The organism is Streptococcus sp. V913, assembly GCF_054353455.1.
Genome location: NZ_JBTHHX010000001.1, coordinates 193,318 through 215,202, shown reverse-complemented (window position 1 = coordinate 215,202; position 21,885 = coordinate 193,318). Strand labels below are relative to the sequence as shown.

The 21,885-nt window shown below is 41.1% G+C and carries 20 protein-coding genes and 1 tRNA gene; all 21 read left to right on the top strand.

The annotated features are described in order from the left end of the window. Positions 1-15: 15 nt before the first annotated feature. Complete coding sequence (dprA, locus tag ACXYSL_RS01045; RefSeq protein ID WP_458623726.1) at positions 16-864, top strand: DNA-processing protein DprA; 849 nt, start codon at positions 16-18, stop codon at positions 862-864. 118 nt (positions 865-982) lie between these two features. After that, positions 983-3,070: a type I DNA topoisomerase gene (gene topA / locus ACXYSL_RS01040; protein WP_057489171.1), complete on the top strand. Its 2,088-nt coding sequence runs from the start codon at positions 983-985 to the stop codon at positions 3,068-3,070. Positions 3,071-3,176: 106 nt separating this feature from the next. Next, a complete protein-coding gene (locus tag ACXYSL_RS01035; RefSeq protein ID WP_001220350.1) occupies positions 3,177-3,536 on the top strand; it encodes a YbaN family protein in 360 nt (119 codons plus the stop codon). A gap of 93 nt (positions 3,537-3,629) precedes the next feature. After that, positions 3,630-4,262, top strand: a complete 633-nt coding sequence (locus tag ACXYSL_RS01030; RefSeq protein ID WP_000638773.1) for a copper homeostasis protein CutC — start codon at positions 3,630-3,632, stop codon at positions 4,260-4,262. A gap of 43 nt (positions 4,263-4,305) precedes the next feature. Further along, positions 4,306-4,962, top strand: coding sequence for an MmcQ/YjbR family DNA-binding protein (locus tag ACXYSL_RS01025; protein ID WP_000461561.1), 657 nt, complete (start codon positions 4,306-4,308; stop codon positions 4,960-4,962). Positions 4,963-5,276: 314 nt separating this feature from the next. Then, a complete protein-coding gene (locus ACXYSL_RS01020; protein WP_458623725.1) occupies positions 5,277-6,839 on the top strand; it encodes a 2-isopropylmalate synthase in 1,563 nt (520 codons plus the stop codon). Positions 6,840-6,850: 11 nt separating this feature from the next. Continuing rightward, the gene (leuB, locus tag ACXYSL_RS01015) at positions 6,851-7,888 is read left to right on the top strand and encodes a 3-isopropylmalate dehydrogenase (protein WP_458623724.1); all 1,038 of its coding nucleotides are present in this window, start codon (positions 6,851-6,853) and stop codon (positions 7,886-7,888) included. After that, positions 7,885-8,154 carry a DUF1294 domain-containing protein gene (locus ACXYSL_RS01010; protein ID WP_049536564.1) on the top strand — a complete coding sequence of 90 codons (270 nt, stop codon included), beginning with the start codon at positions 7,885-7,887 and terminating at the stop codon, positions 8,152-8,154. Before leuB ends, ACXYSL_RS01010 begins: the two co-directional genes overlap by 4 nt. 3 nt (positions 8,155-8,157) lie before the next feature. Further along, the gene (leuC, locus tag ACXYSL_RS01005; protein WP_049536563.1) at positions 8,158-9,540 is read left to right on the top strand and encodes a 3-isopropylmalate dehydratase large subunit; all 1,383 of its coding nucleotides are present in this window, start codon (positions 8,158-8,160) and stop codon (positions 9,538-9,540) included. 9 nt (positions 9,541-9,549) lie between these two features. Beyond that, the gene (gene leuD, locus ACXYSL_RS01000; protein ID WP_070567513.1) at positions 9,550-10,143 is read left to right on the top strand and encodes a 3-isopropylmalate dehydratase small subunit; all 594 of its coding nucleotides are present in this window, start codon (positions 9,550-9,552) and stop codon (positions 10,141-10,143) included. Between the two features lie 27 nt (positions 10,144-10,170). Further along, a complete protein-coding gene (locus ACXYSL_RS00995) occupies positions 10,171-10,950 on the top strand; it encodes an L-threonylcarbamoyladenylate synthase (protein WP_268714431.1) in 780 nt (259 codons plus the stop codon). Between the two features lie 164 nt (positions 10,951-11,114). Beyond that, positions 11,115-12,740: an AAA family ATPase gene (locus ACXYSL_RS00990; protein WP_458623723.1), complete on the top strand. Its 1,626-nt coding sequence runs from the start codon at positions 11,115-11,117 to the stop codon at positions 12,738-12,740. Further along, positions 12,727-14,031 carry an McrC family protein gene (locus ACXYSL_RS00985; RefSeq protein ID WP_458623722.1) on the top strand — a complete coding sequence of 435 codons (1,305 nt, stop codon included), beginning with the start codon at positions 12,727-12,729 and terminating at the stop codon, positions 14,029-14,031. Before ACXYSL_RS00990 ends, ACXYSL_RS00985 begins: the two co-directional genes overlap by 14 nt. Before the next feature lie 173 nt (positions 14,032-14,204). Next, on the top strand, positions 14,205-15,191 hold the full coding sequence (locus ACXYSL_RS00980; protein WP_458623721.1) for a GMP reductase: 987 nt from the start codon (positions 14,205-14,207) through the stop codon (positions 15,189-15,191). 68 nt (positions 15,192-15,259) lie between these two features. Beyond that, a tRNA-Arg gene (locus ACXYSL_RS00975) sits at positions 15,260-15,331 on the top strand. A 182-nt stretch (positions 15,332-15,513) separates the two neighbouring features. After that, positions 15,514-16,212, top strand: a complete 699-nt coding sequence (rnc, locus tag ACXYSL_RS00970; RefSeq protein WP_458623720.1) for a ribonuclease III — start codon at positions 15,514-15,516, stop codon at positions 16,210-16,212. Further along, positions 16,203-19,742 (top strand): chromosome segregation protein SMC, encoded by a 3,540-nt coding sequence (smc, locus tag ACXYSL_RS00965; RefSeq protein ID WP_458623719.1) that lies wholly within the window; start codon positions 16,203-16,205, stop codon positions 19,740-19,742. The genes rnc and smc overlap by 10 nt, the downstream gene beginning before the upstream one ends. Positions 19,743-19,885: 143 nt before the next feature. Next, a complete protein-coding gene (locus ACXYSL_RS00960; protein ID WP_033585347.1) occupies positions 19,886-20,812 on the top strand; it encodes a bifunctional riboflavin kinase/FAD synthetase in 927 nt (308 codons plus the stop codon). Between the two features lie 147 nt (positions 20,813-20,959). Next, entirely contained in the window at positions 20,960-21,154 is a 195-nt protein-coding gene (locus ACXYSL_RS00955) for a hypothetical protein (protein ID WP_033585341.1), read from the top strand. Between the two features lie 75 nt (positions 21,155-21,229). Beyond that, complete coding sequence (locus ACXYSL_RS00950) at positions 21,230-21,466, top strand: AbrB family transcriptional regulator (RefSeq protein ID WP_033585340.1); 237 nt, start codon at positions 21,230-21,232, stop codon at positions 21,464-21,466. Continuing rightward, positions 21,463-21,876: a type II toxin-antitoxin system death-on-curing family toxin gene (locus ACXYSL_RS00945; protein ID WP_458623718.1), complete on the top strand. Its 414-nt coding sequence runs from the start codon at positions 21,463-21,465 to the stop codon at positions 21,874-21,876. Before ACXYSL_RS00950 ends, ACXYSL_RS00945 begins: the two co-directional genes overlap by 4 nt. The last annotated feature ends 9 nt before the right edge of the window (positions 21,877-21,885 follow it).

The following is a 21,885-nucleotide window of genomic DNA, read 5'->3' as shown; positions in this document are numbered from 1 at the left end:
GAAATGGAGTTGTTTATGAAGATTACAAACTATGAGATTTACAAATTGAGAAAAGCTGGCTTGACCAATCAACAAATTTTAACTGTTCTTGAATACGACGAGACTGTAGATCAGGAGCTCTTGCTAGGTGATATTGCAGAAATTTCAGGATGTCGTAATCCTGCTGTCTTTATGGAACGCTATTTCCAGATAGATGATGCACAGTTGGAGAAGGAGTTCCAAAAATTCCCATCCTTCTCGATTCTAGACGACTGTTATCCTTGGAATCTGAGTGAGATTTATGATGCTCCAGTGCTCTTGTTTTATAAAGGAAATCTGGACTTATTAAAGTTTCCGAAAGTTGCTGTTGTGGGGAGTCGTTCTTGTTCGAGCCAAGGTGCTAAGTCGGTCCAGAAAATTATCCAAGGTTTGGAAAATGAGTTAATCGTGGTCAGTGGTTTAGCCAAAGGGATTGATACGGCTGCCCACATGGCTGCACTCCAGAATGGAGGAAGAACGATTGCTGTGATTGGAACAGGATTGGATGTGTTTTATCCTAAAACCAATAAACGCTTGCAGGAGTACATTGGCAATGACCATCTGGTTCTCAGTGAATATGGACCTGGCGAGCAACCTCTGAAATTTCATTTTCCAGCTCGAAATCGTATCATAGCAGGACTGTGTCGTGGGGTTATTGTAGCAGAGGCAAGGATGCGTTCGGGCAGTCTCATCACCTGTGAGCGTGCTATGGAGGAAGGGCGCGATGTCTTTGCCATTCCAGGAAACATTTTAGATGGCCATTCAGATGGCTGTCACCACCTGATCCAAGAGGGAGCAAAACTGATTGCCAGTGGTCAGGATGTGCTGGCTGAGTTTGAATTTTAAGGAGAAATTTGTTCACTCAGATAAACTTTTCTTCTTATATATAAGACTTAGGTCTTGACAGCTATAGAAAAATGGTTTACACTTTATAAAGTTTATTACTTTGAAAAGGTGTGATAGTGTGGCTACGGCAACAAAGAAGAAAAAATCAACAGTTAAAAAAAATCTAGTCATCGTGGAGTCGCCTGCTAAGGCGAAAACGATTGAGAAATATCTAGGCAGAAACTACAAGGTTCTAGCCAGTGTCGGGCATATCCGTGATTTGAAAAAATCCAGTATGTCGGTCGACATTGAAAATAACTATGAACCGCAGTATATCAATATCCGAGGCAAAGGTCCTCTCATCAATGACTTGAAAAAAGAAGCCAAAAAGGCCAATAAAGTCTTTCTGGCGAGTGACCCGGACCGTGAAGGAGAAGCAATTTCCTGGCACTTGGCTCACATTCTCAACTTGGACGAGAATGATGCCAACCGTGTAGTCTTTAATGAAATTACTAAGGACGCTGTAAAAAATGCCTTTAAAGAACCTCGCAAGATTGATATGGACTTGGTCGACGCCCAACAAGCTCGTCGAGTCTTAGACCGCTTGGTAGGCTATTCGATTTCGCCTATTTTGTGGAAAAAGGTCAAGAAGGGCTTATCAGCAGGACGCGTGCAGTCGGTTGCACTTAAGCTTATCATTGACCGTGAAAATGAAATCAATGCCTTCCAACCAGAAGAATACTGGACAATTGATGGTGTCTTTAAGAAGGGAACCAAGCAATTTCAAGCTTCTTTCTATGGTATGAATGGCAAAAAGATGAAATTGACTACCAACGAAGAAGTCAAAGAAGTCTTATCCCATTTGACTAGCAAAGATTTCACAGTAGACCAGGTAGATAAGAAAGAGCGCAAACGCAATGCGCCCCTACCTTATACGACTTCAACCATGCAGATGGATGCGGCTAACAAAATCAATTTCCGTACTCGAAAGACCATGATGGTGGCTCAACAGCTCTATGAAGGGATCAATATCGGATCAGGCGTGCAAGGTTTGATTACCTATATGCGTACAGACTCGACTCGTATCAGTCCTGTGGCTCAGAATGAAGCGGCAAGCTACATTAACGACCGTTTTGGTAGCAAGTATTCCAAGCATGGTAGCAAGGTCAAGAATGCCTCAGGTGCTCAGGATGCCCACGAAGCCATTCGTCCATCTAGTGTCTTTAACACACCTGAAAGCATCGCTAAGTACTTGGACAAAGACCAGCTCAAACTTTATACCCTTATCTGGAACCGTTTTGTAGCGAGCCAGATGACGGGAGCTATCTTTGATACCATGGCTGTCAAGCTCTCTCAAAATGGAGTTCAGTTTGCAGCGAATGGAAGCCAAGTTAAGTTTGATGGTTATCTTGCTATCTACAATGACTCTGACAAGAACAAAATGTTGCCAGATATGGCTGTTGGAGATGTGGTCAAGCAGGTCAATAGCAAGCCAGAGCAACATTTTACCCAACCACCTGCTCGCTATTCAGAAGCGACTCTTATCAAGACCTTGGAAGAAAATGGGGTTGGACGTCCGTCAACCTATGCTCCGACTATTGAAACTATCCAAAAACGCTACTACGTTCGTCTGGCAGCTAAACGTTTTGAACCAACAGAGTTGGGGGAAATTGTTAATAAACTCATCGTTGAATACTTCCCAGATATCGTCAATGTGACCTTCACAGCTGAGATGGAAGGAAAACTGGATGATGTCGAAGTTGGTAAGGAGCAGTGGCAACGTGTCATTGATGAATTTTATAAACCATTCTCCAAAGAAGTAGCCAAGGCTGAATCCGAAATGGAAAAAATCCAGATCAAGGATGAGCCAGCTGGATTTGACTGTGAAGTTTGTGGCAGTCCGATGGTGATTAAGCTCGGTCGTTTTGGTAAATTCTATGCTTGTAGTAATTTCCCAGACTGCCGTCACACACAAGCGATTGTTAAGGAGATTGGTGTTGAGTGTCCAAGCTGCCATCAAGGACAAATCATTGAACGCAAAACCAAGCGCAATCGTATCTTCTATGGTTGCAATCGCTATCCTGAATGTGAGTTTACTTCTTGGGACAAACCAATTGGCCGTGATTGTCCAAAATGCGGACACTTCCTTGTGGAGAAAAAAGTCCGTGGTGGTGGCAAGCAGGTTGTATGTAGTAATGGCGACTACGAAGAAGAGAAAATTAAATAAAATGAAGAGTCCTGAAAATGAATTTCAGGCTCTTTTTTGTTGATGCTTGACAAATTTCCCCCTTGTATGCGAAACTAGAGGAAGAGTAATTTATCTAGGAGAAATCATGCGTATTATTTATCTCTGTATTGGCTTTATTTCACTGGCTTTAGCTGTTATTGGAGTTGTCCTACCACTTTTGCCAACAACACCCTTTCTTTTGTTAGCTATCGCTTGCTTTTCAAAATCTTCTAAGCGTTTTGAAGACTGGCTTTATCATACAAAGCTTTATCAGACTTATGTAGCTGATTTTCGGGAAACCAAGTCAATCGCGCGAGAACGCAAGAAAAAAATCATCGTATCTATCTATATCTTGATGGGAATTTCTATTTATTTTGCCCCTCTTTTGCCTGTTAAAATCGGTTTGGGAGCCCTGACCATCTTTATCACCTACTATCTCTTTAAAGTCATTCCTGACAAAGAATAGATAAAAATAGTAGTTATTTGCCTTGATAAAAATGAAAGCATATTTAAAATAATATGATATAATAAATTCAAAGAAAACATCGAGGAGAATCAAATGATTTACGAATTTTGTGCTGAAAATGTGACCTTACTTGAAAAAGCGATGCAGGCTGGAGCTCGTCGAATCGAACTTTGTGATAATCTAGCAGTTGGTGGGACAACACCAAGCTATGGAGTGACTAAGGCAGCTGTTGAACTGGCAGCTAACTATGATAGCACCATTATGACCATGATTCGTCCCCGTGGTGGCGACTTTGTCTATACTGATCTTGAAATAGCAATTATGCTGGAAGACATTCGTTTGACTGCTCAGGCTGGAAGTCAAGGAGTAGTTTTTGGGGCATTGACTGCCGATAAGAAGTTGGATAAGGCTAATCTTGAGAAGCTGATTGCCGCATCTAAAGGGATGGAAATTGTCTTTCACATGGCCTTTGATGAATTGAGTGATGAAGAGCAATTGGAGGCTATTGACTGGCTAAGCCAAACTGGTGTTACTCGTATCTTAACTCGCGCTGGTGTGTCTGGGGACTCACTAGAGAAACGTTTTGCTCACTACCACAGAATTTTGGAACATGCAGCTGGTAAAATTGAAATTCTACCAGGTGGGGGGATTGACCTTGACAACCGTCAAACCTTTATCGACCAGCTGGGCGTGACACAATTGCATGGAACCAAGGTTGTCTTTTAAAAAATAGAAAGGAACTGCTAGCTTTTGGTAGCAGTTTTAACTTATGTTTGAAATTTTTAAATCCTATCAGTTTAATAAAGAAAAAGCCCATGCCTATGGTTTTGTAGAAAATGAGGAAGTCTGGACTTACAGTTGCCAGATTTTGCAGGGTGACTTTTTCATGACAGTCTCCATTACTACTGATAATGTGAGTTTTCAGGTCTTTGACCAGGAAACGGGTGACCTCTATCCTCAAGTACATATGGAAAGTATGCGGGGAAGTTTTGTAGGAAGTGTCCGCGAGGCTTGTTTGGAGATTCTCTACCAGATTCGGAAGGATTGCTTTGATGTGCAGGATTTTATCTGTCCTCAGACTAAGCGAATCATGTCTAAAGTTCAGGAAAAGTATGGTAATCAGTTGGAGTATCTGTGGGAAAAGTCGCCTGATACAGCAGTGTTAAGACATGAAGGAAATAAGAAGTGGTATGCTGTTATGATGAGAATCCCATGGGATAAGCTGGAAAAGGGCAGAGAAGGGCTAGTCGAAGCAGTCAATATCAAACACGATCAAGTGGCTGACTTGCTTTCAAAAAAAGGCATTTATCCAGCCTTTCATATGAACAAACGCTACTGGATTAGTCTGGCGCTTGATGATAGTTTGCTAGATGAAGAAGTGTTAGAACTCATCGAAAGAAGTTGGAATTTGACTGTGAAAAAATAAGGAAAGTTACTTGAGTTTTCAAATACTTTCAATTAGCAAAATATTCTTTACTGAAGAAATTTTCAGAAAATAATGGATTTTTTCTTGACAAGTGTTTTTAGCTATGCTAAAATACTAAACAAGATATCAAACGGAGGAGAAAGTCAAACATGAAAACAGCTAAGTTTAATCAATTTGCTTTGTTGTTGAGGTACTCGGGCTAGTGCAGAAGCATTAGTCCTGTTTGGCTTACCAAGCGGGAGTAAATCAACATCTCGCTTGGGTTCCCGAGCGAGATGTTTTTTCTATACTGAAATTTTGAAGGGGGAATTCTTATGCGTAGAGTTGAGTTTCTAGACACCAGTCTCCGTGATGGTGAGCAGACACCAGGTGTTAATTTTTCAATCAAGGAAAAGGTTGCTATCGCAAGACAGCTGGAGAAATGGGGTATTTCAGCCATCGAAGCTGGTTTTCCGGCAGCGAGTCCAGATTCATTTTTGGCAGTTCAGGAAATTGCCAAGGTCTTAAAGAAAACTGCTGTAACTGGTTTGGCACGTTCGGTCAAGTCTGATATAGATGCTTGTTACGAGGCGCTTAAGGATGCCAAGTATCCACAGGTTCATGTCTTTATCGCTACCAGTCCGATTCACCGCAAGTATAAGCTAAATAAGAGCAAGGAAGAGATTTTAGAAGCTATTAAGGAGCATGTTTCTTACGCACGTTCTAAGTTTGAAATTGTCGAATTTTCTCCAGAGGATGCGACCAGGACAGAGTTGGATTTCCTCTTGCAAGTCGTTCAAACAGCAGTTGATGCAGGTGCGTCTTATATCAATATCCCTGACACGGTTGGATTTACCACGCCAGAAGAGTACGGAGCTATTTTCAAACACTTGATTGAGAATGTCAAGACGAATCGTCAGATTATCTATTCACCTCACTGTCATGATGACCTCGGAATGGCAGTGGCTAACAGCCTTTCTGCTGTCAAGAATGGTGCAGGACGAGTCGAAGGGACCATCAATGGTATCGGGGAGCGAGCCGGTAATGCAGCCCTTGAAGAAATAGCAGTGGCCCTCAATATTCGCCAAGATTACTACCAAGCAGAAACAAGTATTGTCCTAAATGAAACCATTAATACGTCAGAAATGGTTTCTCGCTTCTCTGGTATTCCAGTTCCTAAAAACAAAGCGGTGGTTGGTGGAAATGCCTTCTCTCACGAGTCTGGTATTCACCAAGATGGAGTTCTTAAAAATCCTCTTACCTATGAAATCATCACACCTGAATTGGTTGGTGTTAAGAGTAATAGTCTTCCGCTTGGAAAATTGTCAGGTCGCCATGCTTTTGTTGAGAAACTAAGAGAATTGGCTCTAGACTTTACAGAAGAGGATATCAAACCACTCTTTGCTAAGTTCAAGGCGTTAGCGAACAAGAAACAAGAAATCACAGATGCAGATATTCGAGCTCTGGTAGCTGGAACCATGGTTGAAAATCCAGAAGGCTTCCACTTTGATGATTTGCAACTCCAAACTCATGCGGATAATGATATTGAAGCGCTCGTTAGCCTAGCTAATATGGATGGTGAGAAGGTCGAATTTAATGCGACAGGACAAGGTTCTGTTGAAGCAATCTTTAACGCCATTGACAAGTTCTTCAATCAATCTGTTCGCTTGGTATCCTACACTATTGATGCGGTGACAGATGGGATTGATGCCCAGGCTCGGGTATTGGTGACTGTTGAAAACAGAGATACAGAGACCATCTTTAATGCAGCAGGGATTGATTTCGATGTACTGAAGGCTTCAGCTATTGCCTACATCAATGCTAATACCTTTGTTCAAAAGGAGAATGCTGGTGAGATGGGACGCAGCGTTTCCTATCGCGATATGCCTAATGTGTAAAGGAGTATGCTATGACAAAGAAAATCGTAGCTCTAGCAGGTGATGGAATCGGTCCAGAAATTATGGAAGCTGGTTTAGCGGTTCTGGAAGCTCTAGCTTCAAAAACTGGCTTTGACTATGAGATAGATAGATGCCCCTTTGGAGGTGCAGGTATTGATGCTGCGGGGCATCCCTTACCTGATGAAACCCTCAAGGCATGTAGAGATGCAGATGCTATTCTCCTTGCGGCTATCGGTAGTCCCCAGTATGATGGGGCAGCGATTCGCCCTGAACAAGGCTTGCTGGCTCTTCGTAAGGAACTCAATCTCTATGCCAATATTAGACCTGTTAAGATTTTTGACAGTCTCAAGCATTTGTCACCTCTCAAACCGGAACGAATTGCTGGTGTAGACTTTGTCGTGGTACGTGAGTTGACAGGTGGTATCTACTTTGGGGATCATATCCTTGAAGAGCGCAAAGCGCGTGATATCAATGACTATAGCTATGAAGAAGTAGAGCGGATTCTTCGCAAGGCATTTGAAATCGCAAGCAATCGCAGAAAAATCGTTACTAGTATCGATAAGCAAAACGTTCTAGCAACATCAAAACTCTGGCGAATAGTGGCTGAGGAAGTTGCGCAGGATTTCCCAGATGTAACCTTGGAACACCAGTTAGTGGACTCAGCTGCCATGCTTATGATTACAAATCCTGCTAAATTTGATGTCATCGTGACAGAAAATCTTTTCGGAGATATTCTATCAGATGAATCAAGCGTTCTATCTGGCACGCTTGGAGTCATGCCATCAGCTAGTCATTCTGAAAAAGGTCCAAGTCTTTATGAACCTATTCATGGTTCGGCACCTGATATTGCAGGTCAAGGAATTGCCAATCCTATTTCCATGATTTTATCAGTTGCCATGATGCTGAGAGATAGTTTTGGGCGTTCTGAGGATGCAGGGCGTATCGAACAAGCTATAGAAGCCAGTTTGGCAGCAGGCATTTTAACAAGAGATATAGGAGGTCAGGCTTCGACCAAGGAAATGACGGAAGCTATTATTGCAAGGTTATGAAGTTAGATGAAAAAATTACTCTAGTTCTTTTGATTTGGAATGTCATGGTTTTCTTGATTTATGGCATTGACAAATCCAAGGCAAGGAGAGGTGCTTGGCGCATCCCAGAGAAAATTCTCTTGACTATAGCACTTGTCTGTGGTGGATTTGGCGCTTGGTTAGCAGGAATGACCTTTCACCACAAGACTAGAAAATGGTATTTTAAAACGGTTTGGTTCCTTGGGATGGTAACCACACTTGTAGCCTTATATTTCATTTGGAGGTAATAGATGGCAGGAAAATCGATTTTTGATAAATTATGGGACCGTCATGTCATCACAGGAGAAGAGGGGCAGCCCCAACTCATGTATGTAGATCAACACTATATTCACGAGGTGACCAGTCCCCAAGCCTTTCAAGGATTACGAGATGCGGGGCGCAGATTGAGACGGCCAGACTTGACATTTGGAACTTTTGATCATAATGTACCAACGGTCAATATCTACGATATTCGAGATGTGATTTCTAAGGCTCAAATTGATAAGCTTGCTGAAAATGTTGAGGAGTTTGGGATTGAACATGCAGCCCACGGTTCTGAGAAGCAAGGGATTGTTCACATGGTTGGTCCAGAAACAGGACGGACCCAACCAGGAAAATTCATCGTCTGTGGAGACAGCCATACAGCCACCCACGGGGCTTTCGGAGCTATCGCCTTTGGGATTGGGACTAGTGAGGTCGAGCATGTCTTTGCCACCCAGACCCTCTGGCAGGTCAAACCCAAGAAAATGCTGGTAGAATTCACTGGTGTTCCTCAAAAAGGAGTTTATTCTAAGGATTACATTCTCGCCTTGATTGCCAAGTATGGCGTTGCCTGCGGTGTTGGCTATGTGGTGGAATATCGTGGGGAAGCGATTGATGCTCTGACCATGGAAGAGCGAATGACCATCTGCAATATGTCCATCGAGTTTGGCTCTAAGATGGGCATCATGAATCCAGATCAAACTACCTATGATTATCTCAAGGGACGAGAATGTGTTCCAGAGGATTTCGAAGAGGCTGTGGCGGATTGGAAAACAATTGTCAGTGATGATGATGCTGTCTATGATAAGGTTATCCAGATGGATGTCTCTGACTTGGCACCCATGGTGACCTGGGGAACTAATCCTGCTATGGGCGTTGACTTTGACAGTAGCTTCCCAGAAATTAAGGATATGAACGATGAACGTGCTTATCATTACATGGACTTGGAGCCAGGTCAAAAGCCGGCAGATATTGAACTGGGCTATATCTTTATTGGTTCGTGCACCAATGCTCGTCTCAGCGATTTACAACTGGCTGCGCGATTTGTCAAAGGAAAGAAAATAGCTCCCAATCTAACAGCAATCGTAGTACCAGGCTCTCGTCCTGTGAAACGAGCTGCTGAGAAGTTGGGCTTGGACAAGGTTTTCCTTGATGCTGGCTTTGAGTGGAGAGATCCAGGTTGCTCTATGTGTCTAGGGATGAATCCCGACAAGGTTCCTGATGGCGTCCACTGTGCCTCAACCAGCAACCGTAACTTTGAAGACAGACAGGGATTTGGTGCTAAGACCCATCTCTGCAGTCCAGCCATGGCAGCTGCAGCGGCTATCGCAGGGCGCTTCGTAGATGTTCGGCAAATGCCAGAGGCCCAGTAAGGAGAGGATATGGAGAAATTTACAGTTTATACGGGAACGACCGTTCCTCTCATGAATGATAATATCGACACAGACCAAATCCTCCCCAAGCAGTTTCTCAAGTTGATTGATAAGAAAGGCTTTGGTAAGTACCTCATGTATGCTTGGCGTTATCTGGACGATAACTACACTGAGGATCCAGACTTTGTCTTTAACCGACCTGAATACCGAAAAGCCAGTATCCTCATCTCAGGTGATAACTTTGGGGCAGGTTCTTCGAGAGAACACGCAGCTTGGGCTCTAGCCGACTATGGTTTTAAGGTCGTGATTGCAGGATCTTTCGGGGACATTCATTATAATAATGAACTCAATAATGGCATGTTGCCCATTGTTCAGCCTAGGGGGGTTAGAGAAAAGTTAGCCCAACTCAAACCGACCGATCAGGTAACTGTGGACTTGGAACAACAGAAAATCATCTCACCAGTTGGAGAATTCACTTTTGAAATCGATAGTGAATGGAAACACAAGCTCTTAAATGGTTTGGATGATATCGGTATTACCTTGCAGTACGAAGATTTGATTGCTGCTTATGAAAAACAACGCCCAGCCTATTGGCAGGATTAGAATAAAAATAGAAAAGGAAATAGAACTATGACAAAACACATTCAATGGAACGGAACACTTTCACAGGAAGGCTATGACATTTTAAAAGGTGAGGGCGGATGTATCGTTTGCCCTACAAAAGTTGGTTACATCATCATGACTAGTGATAAGGAAGGACTTGAGCGTAAGTTTGAAGCTAAAGAGCGTAACCGTAACAAACCAGGTGTTGTACTTTGTGGAAGCATGGATGAGCTTCGCGCTTTAGCCCAACTCAATCCAGAAATTGAAGCCTTCTACCAAAAACATTGGGACGAAGACATTCTTCTAGGTTGTATCCTTCCATGGAAACCAGAAGCCTTTGAGAAATTGAAAGCATACGGTGATGGTCGTGAAGAACTCATGACAGACGTTCGTGGTACTAGCTGTTTTGTCATCAAGTTTGGTAAAGCTGGTGAACAGTTGGCTGCTAAACTTTGGGAAGAAGGTAAAATGGTTTATGCCTCATCTGCAAACCCTTCTGGAAAAGGAAATCGTGGTAAGGTTGAAGGAATTGGGGAACGTATCGAAGGAGCAGTGGATCTTGTTATCGAAGCAGACGACTACGTTGCCTCAATCCAACCTGACAAAACCATTGAAACCCGCTACGAGCAAGGTGTGATGGTTTCTATGGTCGATAAGGACGGAAAACTCATCCCAGAACAAGGAGGAGACCGTTCAATCTCACCAGCACCAGTTGTGATTCGTAAAGGGCTTGACATTGATAAAATCATGATGCACCTGTCAGATACCTTTAACTCATGGGATTACCGTCAGGGTGAGTATTATTAATATTGAAAAGAAGTCTAGTGTTAAGAGATATTGAAGCTCCTAACACTGGGCTTTTTCTTTAGAAATTCTTTTCTTTTTCTATAGGATATGATATTCTATATGTGAAATAGGATTTTGAAATATTAAATACTAACTAGCCTATAATATGAAAATGGAGCTACAAAATGGAAGAAAAATTAAATTATTGGATGATAGTTGCAGGAGGAGGTGGAAAAGTTTGGTCTTTATTCAAAGAAGAGAATATAGCTTGTATAGATTTCGATTCTAGTTTATCTAATATTTTAGATTACAATAATCCTGAAGAATTGAAGCAAGGAAAGCGGAGCAATTTATTTATTTGGAAGTTTGCACATGACATAAAAATAAATGATTATATAATAGCTACCTCAGGATTTAACAAAATTTTAGGTATTGGACAATGTGTGAAAACATATTACTTTGATGAAACAAAAACAGAGTTTAAACATTGTATTGGTGTTAATTGGTTGAAAGTAGATGGTGGATGGGAATACCAAGGTAAAAAAGGTACAAGACAAACCATCAACTGGGATAGAAATTCAGAACGTATCAATTTATATAAATCTATTATAAATGGTACATACAGAAAAAATATAGAGAAAGTTGTTATGGATAAAAATATTAACGATTATTTAGATAAATTAAAAAAATCCAAAAACCTCATCCTCCGTGGTGCACCTGGCACAGGAAAAACTTATCTTGCTAAAGAAATTGCTATGGAGTTAACGGGTGACAACGAAGACCAAATCGGCTTTGTACAATTTCACCCTTCCTATGATTATACAGATTTTGTAGAGGGTTTAAGACCGGATTCAAATGAGGATGGCAGTATATTTTTTAAATTAAAAGAAGGTATTTTTAAGAAGTTTTGTCAGAATGCTATAGATGCTCAGAAAACTGGAGGACAAGATAATTTTGAGGAAGCGTGGAGGAAGCTAACGGATGCTATCAATGAAAAGCAAGGACAATACTTCTTTCCTCGTAGTTCTGTTCCAGCCAGTTTAAATAGTCAAGGGAATGTGAAGTTTGATTCTCCTGTTGCTACCAAAGAAAAAGTGTATCTTTTGTACAAGGGTGAAGATACTAATTTAAAGTACGAAACTTATCAAAAAATTGTTTTGGAGCACATGAAAGAAAGTTATGGTTTATGTGATTATGTATCCCCAATGATTAACACAGACAAGAAATTCGTTTTCATCATAGATGAGATCAATCGTGGGGAGATTTCTAAGATTTTCGGTGAACTCTTTTTCTCTATTGACCCTGGCTACCGTGGTGAAAAGGGAAGTGTTTCTACCCAATATGCAAATCTACACGAAACTGATGAAAAGTTTTATATCCCCGAAAATGTTTACATCATCGGAACAATGAATGATATTGATCGTTCAGTGGATACCTTTGATTTTGCTATGCGTCGTCGTTTCCGCTTTGTTGAAGTTACTGCCGAGAGTCAAGTTGGTATGCTTGATGAGGTGCTTGGTGATAAAGCCGAAGAAGCTAAAATTCGTCTTAGAAATTTGAACGCTGCTATCGAAAACGTTCAGGAGCTAAATAGCCATTATCATATCGGACCAAGTTATTTCCTTAAGTTGAAGGATGTTGATTTTGACTATGAATTACTCTGGTCTGATTATATTAAACCGCTACTAGAAGACTACTTGCGTGGTTCTTATGAAGAAGATGAAACTCTGCAAACATTGAAAAAAGCATTTGATCTGACAAATAAAGAGCAAGAACCCCAAGATATTGGTGATAATGATGCGGATAACTGATAATCAGCATAGAATTGCTAAAGAAGACTTTGTCGCAGAATATCCCAAACTAAGTCAAGCTCTTCTTGATAGAACACTGGATAACCTTTCTAGAGAGGACAATATCTTTATTTTTCCAAATGATTTGACTCATACTCCCGATTTAGACAAGGACCAAAAGATTTTTGAAACAGTTAATCAGGAAATCAAGACAGGAAATGTAATTGGTTTTCTTGGATATGGTCAGGAAAGATTAACGATTTCCTCTCGTTTTTCTGATGAAAGTAACGACTATTTTTTGCATTATCTTTTACAAAAGGTTCTCAATATCAATCTGACTAGTTTGGATGTCGGTCTATCTCCAGAGGATAAACTCTATCAGCTTTTGATTTACCTCTTTCCCAAATATCTGCAAGCTGCTCTCAGAAAGGGTCTTTATAAGGAGTACCAGCGATTTTTTCATAACGATAGTCATGTAAAGGGTGTACTAGATGTTGGAAATCATCTGAAAAAAAATCTCCCTTTTATGGGAAATATTGCCTATATAACTAGAGAGTTTACTTATGATAATCCACTCATGCAGTTGATTCGATATACGATTGAGTACATAAAGAATCAGAAAAGTTTCGGAGTTCTGCTCGATAGTAATCGTGAAAATATGACAGAAATTACTCGTGTAACCTCAGCTTATAAACTAGCTGATCGTGCCAAGATTATTAGAATGAATAAAATCAAACCTGTCCGACACGCCTATTTCAGAGAGTACAGAAAGTTACAAGAACTTTGTCTGATGATCCTAAGCCAAGAAAAACACGGTCTAGGGGATCAGGAACAAAAAATCCATGGTATTCTTTTTGATGTTGCCTGGCTTTGGGAAGAGTATGTTTACACCTTGTTGCCAAAAGGTTTTGTACATCCCAGAAATAAGGATAAGACGGATGGAATTTCAGTATTTTCTGTTGGGAAACGAAAAGTATATCCAGATTTTTATGATAGAGAACGAAAGATTGTTCTAGATGCTAAATATAAAAAACTGGAGTTCACTGAAAAAGGAATTAACCGCGAGGACTTGTTCCAGCTGATTTCCTATTCTTATATTTTAAAAGCTGAGAAAGCTGGACTGATTTTTCCTAGTATGGAGCAGTCAGTAAATAGTGAAATAGGAAAAGTAGCTGGTTATGGAGCTCAATTGAAGAAGTGGTCTATTCGAATACCTCAGAATGCCTCATCCTATAGTGCATTTTGTGAAATGATGGAAAATTCAGAAGAAAATTTTAAAGCGATTATTGATGAAGAAGTGGGGAGAAGGTAATCTCTTCACTTTTTTGCTATTTATATAAGTAATTTCCGAACGATATAATGTGATTATTACAAATATTTGACAAAAACTGTACTTTGGTTTATAATAAATCAAGGAAACGTCGGGAAAAGGCGTAGAGATGCGTAAGCATAGGTAGGTCATTATAAAAGAAATGAGACATCGATATGTTAAATGAATTTCCAATTTTTGATTACGAAGATATTCAGTTGATCCCTAATAAATGTGTGATTAAAAGCCGTTCAGAAGCGGATACAAGTATTACGTTTGGAAAACACACTTTTAAACTACCTGTTGTGCCAGCAAATATGCAGACGATTTTGGATGAGAACGTAGCAGAGCAACTTGCTAAAGGCGGTTACTTCTACATTATGCACCGTTTTGATGAAGCGGGACGCATTCCTTTTATCAAACGTATGCACGATCAAGGGCTCATTGCTTCCATTTCTGTAGGTGTCAAGGATTACGAGTATGGCTTTGTTAGCCAGCTCAAGGCTGATGCTCCTGAGTATATCACGATTGATATTGCTCATGGACATGCGGATAGTGTGATCTCAATGATTCAGCACATCAAGAAAGAATTACCTGATACTTTTGTAATCGCTGGTAACGTCGGAACTCCAGAAGCTGTGCGTGAATTGGAAAATGCCGGTGCGGATGCTACTAAGGTTGGAATCGGTCCTGGTAAGGTTTGTATCACCAAGGTGAAAACAGGTTTTGGCACTGGCGGTTGGCAATTGGCTGCCCTTCGCTGGTGTGCCAAGGCTGCTCGCAAACCAATCATCGCTGATGGTGGGATTCGTACCCATGGTGACATTGCCAAGTCTATCCGTTTCGGTGCTAGCATGGTCATGATTGGTTCCCTCTTTGCAGGACACATCGAAAGTCCAGGGAAGACAATCGAAGTTGATGGGGAACAGTTCAAAGAATACTATGGTTCAGCTTCACAGTATCAAAAAGGAGCATATAAAAATGTGGAAGGCAAACGCATTTTGCTTCCTGCCAAAGGGCATTTGCAAGACACCCTTACTGAGATGGAGCAGGACTTACAAAGTGCTATTTCCTACGCAGGTGGACGCAGGCTTGCTGACCTTAAACATGTTGATTATGTTATCGTGAAAAACTCTATCTGGAACGGGGATGCATCCCACTAATGGACGCTTAGTCTACCCATAAAAAAACTTGTTATTAGAGCAAATTTCTGTTATAATAAGACAAGTTTCCACCCTTAGTGTAATGGATATCACGTAAGATTCCGGTTCTTGAGATGGGGGTTCGATTCCCTCAGGGTGGATGTAAATAGCCCAAGAAAGCCTTAAATAAGGCTTTTTCTTTATCTCGCCCCAAATTTGCCCCTAAAATTAAAAATTTTATTCTAAAAAATGCTCAAATCCCCTCTAGTCCCGTTTTAAAGTGACTCAGGGGGCTTTTTTTGATATAATAAAAAAGACTGTTATCAGTTAGAAAGAGGTTGGTATGAAAGAATTACAAACTGTACTAAAGAAGCGTTTTGCAATCGAATTTGCAGACAAAAACTTACTGGAAACTGCCTTTACTCATACGAGTTATGCCAATGAGCACCGCCTCTTAAAAATTTCACACAATGAGCGCTTGGAATTTTTAGGAGACGCTGTTCTGCAATTATTGATTTCAGAATATCTGTATAAAAAATATCCTAAGAAACCAGAGGGAGATTTGTCTAAACTCCGTGCCATGATTGTCCGTGAGGAGAGTTTGGCTGGTTTTGCGCGTGATTGCCAGTTTGATCAGTTTATCAAGCTGGGGAAAGGGGAAGAAAAGTCTGGTGGGCGCAATCGTGACACCATTCTTGGAGATGCCTTTGAAGCCTTTTTGGGAGCATTGCTTTTAGACAAGGATGTTGCTAGGGTAAAAGAGTTCATCTATCAGGTCATGATTCCCAAGGTTGAAGCAGGTGACTTTGAAATGATTAAGGATTACAAGACACACCTTCAAGAGTTTCTCCAGGTTAATGGAGATGTGGATATTCGCTACCAGGTGACCTCTGAAACGGGACCTGCCCATGATAAGGTTTTTGATGTAGAAGTTCTGGTTGAGGGCAAGAGTATAGGAAAAGGCCAAGGCCGTTCTAAAAAATTGGCAGAGCAAGAGGCAGCAAAAAATGCCGTTGAGAAAGGGCTTGATTCATGTATTTAAAGGAAATTGAGATCCAGGGATTCAAGTCCTTTGCTGACAAGACCAGGGTTGTCTTTGACCAAGGTGTGACAGCTGTCGTTGGGCCCAATGGTTCTGGGAAGTCAAATATCACAGAAAGTCTACGATGGGCCTTGGGGGAATCCAGTATCAAGAGCCTTCGTGGTGGTAAGATGCCTGACGTTATCTTTGCTGGAACAGAAAGTCGTAAGCCGCTCAATTATGCCTCTGTTATCGTGACCTTGGACAATGAAGATGGCTTTATCAAGGATGCAGGGCAAGTCATTAAGGTAGAACGCCATATCTACCGTAGTGGAGATAGCGAGTATCGAATTGATGGCAAGAAAGTGCGCTTGCGTGATATTCATGACCTTTTCTTGGATACCGGTTTGGGACGGGATTCCTTCTCCATCATTTCCCAAGGGAAGGTTGAGGAGATTTTTAATTCTAAGCCAGAGGAACGCCGAGCTATTTTTGAAGAAGCTGCTGGGGTTTTAAAATACAAGACTCGTCGAAAAGAAACAGAAAGCAAACTGCAACAAACTCAAGACAATCTCGACCGCTTAGAGGACATTATCTACGAGTTGGACAATCAAATCAAGCCCCTTGCAAAACAAGCTGAGAATGCGCGCAAGTTTCTCGACTTGGATAGTCAACGCAAGGCGATTTACTTGGATGTACTGGTTGCCCAAATCAAGGAAAACAAGACTGAACTAGAGCTAACAGAAGAAGAGCTAACGCAGGTTCAGGAACTCTTGACCAGTTATTACCAAAAGCGTGAAGAGTTAGAAGAGGAAAATCAAAGCCTTAAAAAGAAACGCCAGGATCTCCAAGCTCAAATGGCTAAAGACCAAGGGAGCTTAATGGATTTGACTAGTTTGATCAGTGACTTAGAGCGAAAACTAGCCTTGTCTAAACTGGAATCTGAGCAGGTAGCCCTCAATCAACAAGAAGCACAAACCCGTTTGGCGACTTTGGAAGATAAGAGAAAGGCTCTGAGTAAAGAAAAATCTGAAAAAGAAGCGAACTTGGAACAGTTAGAGGAAAGTCTAGCTGAAAACAACAAGGAACTCAATCGTTTAGAAGCGGAGTTGTTGGCATTTTCAGATGATCCTGACCAAATGATCGAGCTCCTGCGTGAACGTTTTGTTGCGCTTTTACAAGAAGAAGCGGATGTCTCAAACCAACTGACCCGCATCGAGAATGAGTTGGAAAACAGCCGTCAGCTGTCTCAAAAACAAGCTGATCAACTTGAGAAACTGAAAGAACAACTGGCTACAGCTAAAGAAAAGGCCAGTCAACAGCAGGCTGAGCTTGAAACTGCCAAGGAGCAGGTTCAGAAATTATTGGCTGACTACCAAGCTAGTGCCAAGGAGCAAGAGGAGCAGAAAGTTTCTTTCCAAGCCCAGCAGAGCCAACTCTTTGACCGTCTGGACAGTCTCAAAAATAAGCAGGCTCGAGCCCAGAGTTTGGAAAACATCCTAAGAAATCATAGTAACTTTTACGCGGGTGTTAAGAGTGTTCTTCAAGAAAAAGATCGTCTTGGTGGGATCGTTGGTGCAGTCAGTGAACATTTGACCTTTGATGTACATTATCAAACTGCTTTGGAGATTGCACTTGGAGCTAGCAGTCAGCATATCATCGTAGAAGATGAGAACGCGGCAACTAAGGCAATTGATTTCCTCAAACGTAACAGAGCTGGTCGTGCGACCTTCCTTCCTTTGACAACGATCAAAGCGCGTACGATTTCTAGTCAGAATCAAGATGCTATCGCTGCAAGCCCAGGATTTCTGGGCATGGCAGATGAGTTGGTGTCGTTTGATAAGAGACTAGAAGCCATTTTCAAAAACTTGCTTGCTACGACGGCTATCTTTGATACTGTAGAACATGCGCGTGCCGCAGCCCGCCAAGTTCGTTATCAGGTTCGTATGGTGACACTGGATGGGACAGAGTTGCGTACAGGTGGTTCCTACGCGGGGGGTGCCAATCGTCAAAATAACAGTATTTTCATCAAGCCAGAGCTGGAGCAATTGCAAAAAGAAATTGCTGAAGAAGAATCCAGTCTGCGTTCAGAAGAGGCGACTTTGAAGACCTTGCAAGACGAGATGGCGGTATTGGCAGAAAAATTAGAAGCTATCAAATCTCAGGGTGAGCAAGCTCGTATTCAGGAGCAAGGTTTGTACCTTGCTTATCAGCAAACCAATCAGCAAGTGGAAGAGTTAGAAACTCTTTGGAAACTTCAAAAAGAAGAATTAAATCGCCTTACTGAAGGAGATTGGCAAGCGGATAAGGAAAAATGCCAAGAGCGCCTTGCTACTATTGCCAGAGAAAAGCAAAATCTGGAAACTGAGATTGAAGAAATTAAGTCTAACAAAAACGCAATTCAAGAACGTTATCAAAACTTGCAGGAACAGATCTCTCAAGCGCGCTTGCTTAAGTCAGAACTGCAAGGACAAAAACGTTACGAAGTGACTGATATTGAACGCCTAGGTAAGGAACTGGATAATCTAGATATCGAACAAGAGGAAATCCAGCGCCTCCTCCAAGAAAAGGTTGATAATCTTGAGAAGGTTGATACGGATTTGCTAAGTCAGCAGGCGGAAGAGGCCAAAACTCAGAAAACAAACCTCCAACAAGATTTGATTCGCAAGCAATTTGAGTTGGATGATATCGAAGGTCAGCTGGATGATATTGCCAGCCATTTGGATCAAGCTCGTCAGCAAAATGAAGAGTGGATTCGCAAACAAACGCGTGCTGAAGCCAAGAAAGAAAAGATCAGCGAACGCTTGCGCTATCTACAAGCTCAATTAACTGACCAGTACCAGATCAGCTATACCGAGGCTCTAGAAAAAGCGCATGAGTTGGAAGATCTCAATCTAGCAGAGCAAGAGGTTAAAGATCTTGAGAAGGCTATTCGCTCACTCGGTCCAGTCAATTTGGATGCTATTGAACAGTACGAAGAAGTCCACAACCGTTTGGATTTCCTAAATAACCAACGAGATGATATTTTGTCTGCGAAAAACCTGCTCCTTGAGACCATCACAGAGATGAATGATGAGGTTAAGGAACGCTTCAAATCCACTTTTGAAGCTATTCGTGAGTCCTTTAAAGTGACCTTTAGACAGATGTTTGGCGGTGGTCAGGCAGATTTGATATTGACTGAGGGCGATCTTTTAACAGCTGGTGTGGAGATTTCTGTCCAACCACCAGGTAAGAAAATCCAATCTCTCAACCTCATGAGTGGTGGTGAGAAAGCCCTTTCTGCTCTTGCCTTGTTGTTCTCTATCATTCGAGTCAAGACCATTCCTTTCGTTATCTTGGACGAGGTAGAGGCGGCGCTGGATGAAGCTAATGTTAAACGTTTTGGGGATTACCTCAATCGCTTTGACAAGGATAGTCAGTTCATCGTCGTAACCCACCGTAAGGGGACGATGGCGGCAGCGGATTCTATCTATGGAGTTACCATGCAAGAATCAGGTGTTTCTAAGATTGTTTCGGTTAAGTTAAAAGATTTGGAAGAAACAGTAGACTAGTTAACAAACGATAGCATCTCTTAGGAGGTGCTATTTTTTAAAACTAAAGCCCTAAATTTTCTCTTACGGTCAGTTCAGGCGCAAAAAACGACATTTGGGATTTCTTCTTAGCGAAAAGACTTTCTCTATGATATAATAGTTTCATGATTACAACAGTACCTATTAAGAACGAAAAAGATATTGCAGTACCAGGTAATACAGTCCTTGTACTAGGTTATTTTGATGGCATCCACAAGGGGCATCAGAAACTCTTTGAAGTAGCCAGTAAGGCTTCGATGAAGGATTATCTGCCAGTTGTCGTGATGACCTTTACAGAATCGCCAAAACTTGCCTTACAACCTTACCAACCTGAACTCATGCTTCACATCGTCAATCATGAGGAACGAGAGCACAAGATGAAGTGGCACGGAGTAGAGGCTCTTTTCCTACTTGACTTTAGTAGCAAATTTGCTAGTCTAACGGGTCAAGAATTCTTTGATACCTATGTTCGAGCTTTAAAACCAGCGATTATTGTAGCAGGATTTGACTATACCTTTGGCTCAGATAAGAAAACTGCGGATGACCTGATGGACTATTTTGATGGAGAGATCATCATTGTTCCTCCAGTTGAGGATGAAAAGGGCAAGATTAGTTCTACACGGATTCGTCAGGCAATTCTTGATGGAGATGTAAAGGAAGTCAAGCATCTGCTCGGCACTCCGCTCCCATCTCGTGGAATGGTCGTTCATGGAAATGCTCGTGGGCGGACTATTGGTTATCCAACAGCCAATCTGGTCCTAAGAGACCGAACTTACATGCCAGCGGACGGTGTTTACGTAGTCGATATCGAAGTGCAACGTCAGAGATATCGTGGCATGGCAAGTGTTGGGAAAAATGTTACTTTCGATGGAGAAGAACCACGTTTTGAAGTCAATATTTTCGACTTTTCAGACGATATTTACGGTGAGACAGTCATGGTCTACTGGCTGGACCGTGTTCGCGATATGGTCAAATTTGACTCCGTAGAGGAATTGGTAGACCAACTCCAGAAAGACGAAGAGATTGCTCGGAACTGGAAGGATGGAGAGTAGAAAAGTTTAAAAAAGTGAACCATATTTTGTGTTTGCTTTTTTATTTTTGAAAGAAATTTTTATAGCGAGAAACATAATTGAAGGTTGATTGAAAATCTGTTAAAATAGTGATATTCATAACTTTAAAACCAAAGAAAAGAGACTAGTATGATTACAGGCGAATTAAAAAATAAAATTGATCAGCTGTGGGAAATGCTGTGGACTGAAGGAAATGCAAATCCTCTAACAAATATTGAATATATGATAGAAAGAGCAAAATCACAATTGGCAATTCAAAAATCTCTGGAAGAATTGGAAACCTTGAAAAAATCACTTATGCTGAGTATTCCGGTTAAGCTCTGATATGAAATAGTAGTTTTACACTATCATTGTAATTACCGTAATTATTTGTTATAATACTTCAAAGGAGGAAATAAGATGGTCGTAAAAACAAGAAAACAAGGAAATTCAATCACCATTACAATTCCAAGCGAATTCAATATTCCAAGTGGTGTTAAATATGAAGCAAAATTGTTACCAAGTGGCGAAATTATCTTTACTCCTGAAGAATTGGATCATCAGGTCTCTTATGTTTCTGATGATGCCTTTAACTTAAAATTGGATACAATTTTTGAAGAATACGACGATGTTTTCAAAGCTTTGGTGGAAAAATGACAGTCTATCTAACAGAAAAGCAAATTGAAAAAATCAATGCTTTAGTAATTCAACGGTATTCTCCAAATGAGCAAATTCAAACAGTTAGCTCTTCATCGTTAAATATGATTGTGAATTTACCAGAACAATTTGTTTTTGGCAAGCCTCTTTATCCAACAATTTTTGATAAAGCAACAATATTATTTGTCCAATTGATAAAGAAGCATGTCTTTGCAAACGCCAATAAACGAACAGCTTTCTTTGTTTTGGTGAAGTTTTTACAATTAAATGGTTATCACTTTACTGTTTCCGTGGAAGAAGCGGTTGATATGTGCGTGACTATAGCGGTAGAAGCTTTAACTGATGAAAGAATGATAAGCTACTCTAAATGGGTTTCTGAACATTCTATCAGAGAAATGATCAAAAAATAAGATAGTACG

Excerpts from the sequence above, each read along its gene's own strand:
- ACXYSL_RS00960 (WP_033585347.1), top strand. The coding sequence starts at position 19,886 with ATGATTACAACAGTACCTATTAAGAACGAAAAAGATATTGCAGTACCA.
- ACXYSL_RS00985 (WP_458623722.1), top strand. The coding sequence starts at position 12,727 with ATGCGGATAACTGATAATCAGCATAGAATTGCTAAAGAAGACTTTGTC.
- smc (WP_458623719.1), top strand. The coding sequence starts at position 16,203 with ATGTATTTAAAGGAAATTGAGATCCAGGGATTCAAGTCCTTTGCTGAC.
- leuC (WP_049536563.1), top strand. The coding sequence starts at position 8,158 with ATGGCAGGAAAATCGATTTTTGATAAATTATGGGACCGTCATGTCATC.
- ACXYSL_RS00990 (WP_458623723.1), top strand. The coding sequence starts at position 11,115 with ATGGAAGAAAAATTAAATTATTGGATGATAGTTGCAGGAGGAGGTGGA.
- ACXYSL_RS01025 (WP_000461561.1), top strand. The coding sequence starts at position 4,306 with ATGTTTGAAATTTTTAAATCCTATCAGTTTAATAAAGAAAAAGCCCAT.
- dprA (WP_458623726.1), top strand. The coding sequence starts at position 16 with ATGAAGATTACAAACTATGAGATTTACAAATTGAGAAAAGCTGGCTTG.
- leuD (WP_070567513.1), top strand. The coding sequence starts at position 9,550 with ATGGAGAAATTTACAGTTTATACGGGAACGACCGTTCCTCTCATGAAT.
- ACXYSL_RS01010 (WP_049536564.1), top strand. The coding sequence starts at position 7,885 with ATGAAGTTAGATGAAAAAATTACTCTAGTTCTTTTGATTTGGAATGTC.
- ACXYSL_RS00995 (WP_268714431.1), top strand. The coding sequence starts at position 10,171 with ATGACAAAACACATTCAATGGAACGGAACACTTTCACAGGAAGGCTAT.
- ACXYSL_RS00955 (WP_033585341.1), top strand. The coding sequence starts at position 20,960 with ATGATTACAGGCGAATTAAAAAATAAAATTGATCAGCTGTGGGAAATG.
- ACXYSL_RS00945 (WP_458623718.1), top strand. The coding sequence starts at position 21,463 with ATGACAGTCTATCTAACAGAAAAGCAAATTGAAAAAATCAATGCTTTA.
- ACXYSL_RS00950 (WP_033585340.1), top strand. The coding sequence starts at position 21,230 with ATGGTCGTAAAAACAAGAAAACAAGGAAATTCAATCACCATTACAATT.
- ACXYSL_RS00980 (WP_458623721.1), top strand. The coding sequence starts at position 14,205 with ATGTTAAATGAATTTCCAATTTTTGATTACGAAGATATTCAGTTGATC.
- rnc (WP_458623720.1), top strand. The coding sequence starts at position 15,514 with ATGAAAGAATTACAAACTGTACTAAAGAAGCGTTTTGCAATCGAATTT.
- ACXYSL_RS01030 (WP_000638773.1), top strand. The coding sequence starts at position 3,630 with ATGATTTACGAATTTTGTGCTGAAAATGTGACCTTACTTGAAAAAGCG.
- ACXYSL_RS01020 (WP_458623725.1), top strand. The coding sequence starts at position 5,277 with ATGCGTAGAGTTGAGTTTCTAGACACCAGTCTCCGTGATGGTGAGCAG.
- leuB (WP_458623724.1), top strand. The coding sequence starts at position 6,851 with ATGACAAAGAAAATCGTAGCTCTAGCAGGTGATGGAATCGGTCCAGAA.
- ACXYSL_RS01035 (WP_001220350.1), top strand. The coding sequence starts at position 3,177 with ATGCGTATTATTTATCTCTGTATTGGCTTTATTTCACTGGCTTTAGCT.